Here is a 3,555-nt window from a genome sequence, read left to right on the forward strand (position 1 = left end):
GTGTTGATCAGCGGCTCACGGATGTTGCAATACCAGTTGCCTGGCAAGCTGCCGAGATAGGCGTCGGTGGCGTTGAGCGTCTCGATGCGCGCCCCGAAACCTTCCGCCTGAATTAGCCGCCGGATCGCTTCGGCCTTCTCCTGCAGTGCCTCGCGATCAATGTCGAACAAAACGACGACCGGCGTGTAATAGCCATAGGCTACCAGTCGCGACGAGGCCTGCGCGATCGCATCCTGAGTCTCGACCACCATGGTCATCGCGTCCTGGTCGACGGATCGACTTTGTGTCTGGAATATCTGTTCAAAGAACGGCCGGACTTTCTGCTGCCATTTCTTGCGTGTGCTTTCGAGCTTCTGTCGGGCCTCTTCGGCATCGAGAAAGATGAAACGTGACGACCACCGATAGGTCAGAGGCATCAGATCAAGGCTGTTCAGGATACCTGGCCAGCTTTCGGCCGGCAGGCCGTCGATGGCAACCACGCCGAGGAAACGGTTCTCAACCTTCGGCGTCAGCCCGTGCTCAAGCTCGGCAGTCGCGATCCAATCGAGGTACATGGGAACATCGGGAAGCCGGATTGGGTGGCTTTCCCCGGTGGTGCAGAATCGGGCGAACTGCAGCAGCTCGTCATATCGGGCAATTCGTTCCCCTCCCCTTTCAAACGTTTCGCGGGTTTCCATTCGCCGGATCGAAAGAGAGTTGGCAAAATACTGCTCAAGCTCGCGCACTGCGTTCTTGAACACGAAGAGCATCGTGTCCGCGTRGGATTTTTTTCTGCTTTCCTCGTCCGAATAGATGTATTTGCTGAGAGCAGTCTTCTTGGACTCAAGCGGCCGGTAGGTAAGGATCAACGCATGCTTGCTCTCGAAATGTCCTTGCTCGCGCGCGAAATGCGCCCGACGCTCAGCATCGATCGCGCGGGTCACCGGGTCGGGGAAATGGCAACGGTCCTTGGATGGATAGTCGACTGTCGGAATACGGATGGCCTCGACCTGGATCATCCAGCCGCTWCCGAGCCGCGACAGAACGGCATTGATCTGCCTCGACAGCTCGTTGCGCTCGAGGTCAGTCGCGCTTTCGGAGTCCGGGCCAGCGAAGTACCAGCCGGCCATCAGGCTTCCGTCCTTCAAGAGGAGGACACCATCGTCGATCAGACCGGCATAAGGAACGAGATCGGCGAAGGAAGGGCCGGTCACGCGGAACGGTTTGAGAGCTACCATGGCCGCCTCCTCAGTACCGTCGCCACGGCGAGGTGGTCGCCTTGTAGTAGGGCTCGTAGGAAATGTGCCTGATATAGACTTGCCGCATCAGTGGGTCGGACTTCGCCATCATCTTGAGCAGCCCGACGATCACGACCCAGACAGCAACGCCGAAGATCGCCGAATAGGCCGTAAGCACGACGAAGATCAGGATCACGGCTGCAAGACCGGTGATCAGGACCAGCTCCCGATCGGCGCCCATCAGTAGGTTCGGGCGGGAGAGCGCGCGATGGATGCGGTTACGCCGCAGGCCGGACAGGGACTCAGCCATGATCTCCCTCCCCTCCTCCGTTCGTACCAATTAAGTAGATCTGCTCGTTTGTCAGCCCGATCGAAGCGCCGGTCGCACCGAACAGGCCGACAATGTTGGTGGCGCCGAGCAGGATGCCGGCGACAAGAACGACATACACAAGTCGCCGCGCGAAATCGTTGAGCTCGCCGCCGAAGATGAGCATGCCGCCGGCAATGGCCACGGCTGCAAGCGCGATCGCACCCGCGACCGGGCCGGTGATCGACTCCTGAATCTGCTGCAGTGGCCCTTCCCATGGGAGGCTGCCGCCGGAACTGGCGAGCGCCGGCGCGACAGAGGCAAGAACGATTGGCGCCGCAACGAGCGCGGCGGCGATGAGGGTATGCTTACGCGACATGGCGCGCCTCCTGTTCTTCGGTGAGCTGATCGGATTCGATCTCGTACTGTCCGTTGATGAACCGCTCGACTTGGATAATGTCGCGAACAATTCGCCCGCGCGGCGTCCGCTCAATCGAAATGACCAGGTCGACGGCCTCTCCAATCACCTCGTGCATCGGCTGCTGGCTTGCTTCGGCGGTCAGCTGTTCAAGGCGACGGAGTGCCGACATGGCGGTATTGGAGTGAATGGTCGCCACGCCGCCCGGGTGACCGGTATTCCAGGCCTTGAGCAACGTGAGGGCCGCTCCGTCGCGAACTTCGCCAACGACGATCCGGTCGGGGCGCAAGCGCATGGTGCTCTTCAGGAGCCGGGCCATGTCGATCGTATCGCTGGTATGGAGGAGAACGGCGTTTTCGGCCGCGCATTGGATCTCCGCGGTATCCTCAAGAATCACGAGACGATCCTGGGGCGCAGATTTGACGATCTCGTGGATGACCGCGTTCGCTAGCGTCGTCTTGCCTGAGCCTGTTCCTCCGGAAATGATGATGTTCAGCCTCGAGGAAATGGCACTGCGGATCGTTGCGGCTTGGCATTCTGTCATCACGCCGGCGCAAATATAGTCCTGGAGGGGAATGAGGCGCGACGCCCGGCGACGAATTGTGAAGGCGGGCTTGGTGACAACCGGGGGCAATAGACCCTCGAAGCGGTGGCCACCGATTGGCAGCTCGCCGGAGATGATCGGTTGTTCCGTGTCGACCTCTGACTGAAGCGCGTGCGCCACTGTACCGATCACCATCTCCGCTGCAGCCGACGACATCTGGCCGGCGGGCGTAACGCCGTGACCGAGCCGTTCGATGAACAACTTTCCGTCCGGATTAAGCATGATCTCGACGACGTTCGCGTCGTCCAGGGCAACACAAAGCTGGTCGCCGAGCGCCTCCTGAAGTTTGCGGACGAGCCGAGGGTGAGAGCGAAGCTGGTTCACGGATTTCTCCTTACGCTGCCTGGCTGACAGGGGGCGAGTTCAGAACGGTAGTTGGAGGGGCGAAGCCTGAGGAACGTGGCCGCATTGGCGGCCAGCGTGCCCGCTACGGCCGTCGTCACGCCGATTTTCTTGGGTTCGCCTAAACGCTGCAGCGGCCATCCCACGTGGGCGAGGATGCGCTCAAACCGAAGATCGGTCACCGTAACAATCTCAGTGTACCCATTTGCCATGCACCATTCGATGATGCCAGCGAACATGGTCAGCGTCGCTTCATGGACCGAGCCGGCGCCCCTCCCCTCCGCGAGAGCCGTGTCGACACAGAAGCGAGAACTCTCGATCATCGCGGCATGCCCCTTGAGTTGGCCGTCCGGGAGCAGCGACGGGAAAACGTCGGCCACCATTGTCGGTCCGAGCGCAGGAAGAAGCCTTGCGCACCCCGCCAATTCGCCGGTCTCTGCGATGGCGAGAATATAGGTCGGCCGAAGCGCGTCGAAACGATCGGACTCGCACCCCGCCGTTACATCGACTTCCCAACCCAGGCGATCGGAAAAGACCCGAGCACGAAGCTGATAGTGGATGTGTAGGAGATGCGCCTCTTGGATCGTCCGGGGTGTTGAGAGCGCGAGAGCCCGCATGATCTTTCTCCGTCGTTGTTGGTCGGCGGGAAATCAGCACAGTTTGGAAT

The 3,555-nt window shown here is 60.6% G+C and carries 5 protein-coding genes; all 5 read right to left on the reverse strand.

Annotated elements, in window-relative coordinates:
- Nucleotides 1-1,217: VirB4 family type IV secretion/conjugal transfer ATPase (locus tag AC1D1Z_RS35285; RefSeq protein WP_477853423.1), on the reverse strand; the 1,217-nt coding region annotated here is incomplete at its 3' end.
- Nucleotides 1,218-1,227: 10 nt separating this feature from the next.
- Nucleotides 1,228-1,527, reverse strand: a complete 300-nt coding sequence (locus AC1D1Z_RS35290; protein ID WP_130654279.1) for a conjugal transfer protein TrbD — start codon at nucleotides 1,525-1,527, stop codon at nucleotides 1,228-1,230.
- Nucleotides 1,520-1,903 (reverse strand): TrbC/VirB2 family protein, encoded by a 384-nt coding sequence (locus tag AC1D1Z_RS35295; RefSeq protein WP_065276633.1) that lies wholly within the window; start codon nucleotides 1,901-1,903, stop codon nucleotides 1,520-1,522. The genes AC1D1Z_RS35290 and AC1D1Z_RS35295 overlap by 8 nt, the downstream gene beginning before the upstream one ends.
- Nucleotides 1,893-2,870, reverse strand: coding sequence for a P-type conjugative transfer ATPase TrbB (gene trbB / locus AC1D1Z_RS35300; RefSeq protein WP_130654278.1), 978 nt, complete (start codon nucleotides 2,868-2,870; stop codon nucleotides 1,893-1,895). The genes AC1D1Z_RS35295 and trbB overlap by 11 nt, the downstream gene beginning before the upstream one ends.
- The gene (traI, locus tag AC1D1Z_RS35305; RefSeq protein ID WP_130654277.1) at nucleotides 2,867-3,505 is read right to left on the reverse strand and encodes an acyl-homoserine-lactone synthase; all 639 of its coding nucleotides are present in this window, start codon (nucleotides 3,503-3,505) and stop codon (nucleotides 2,867-2,869) included. Before traI ends, trbB begins: the two co-directional genes overlap by 4 nt.
- Between the last annotated feature and the right edge of the window lie 50 nt (nucleotides 3,506-3,555).

Source organism: Rhizobium sp. P1_E1 (assembly GCF_056406015.1).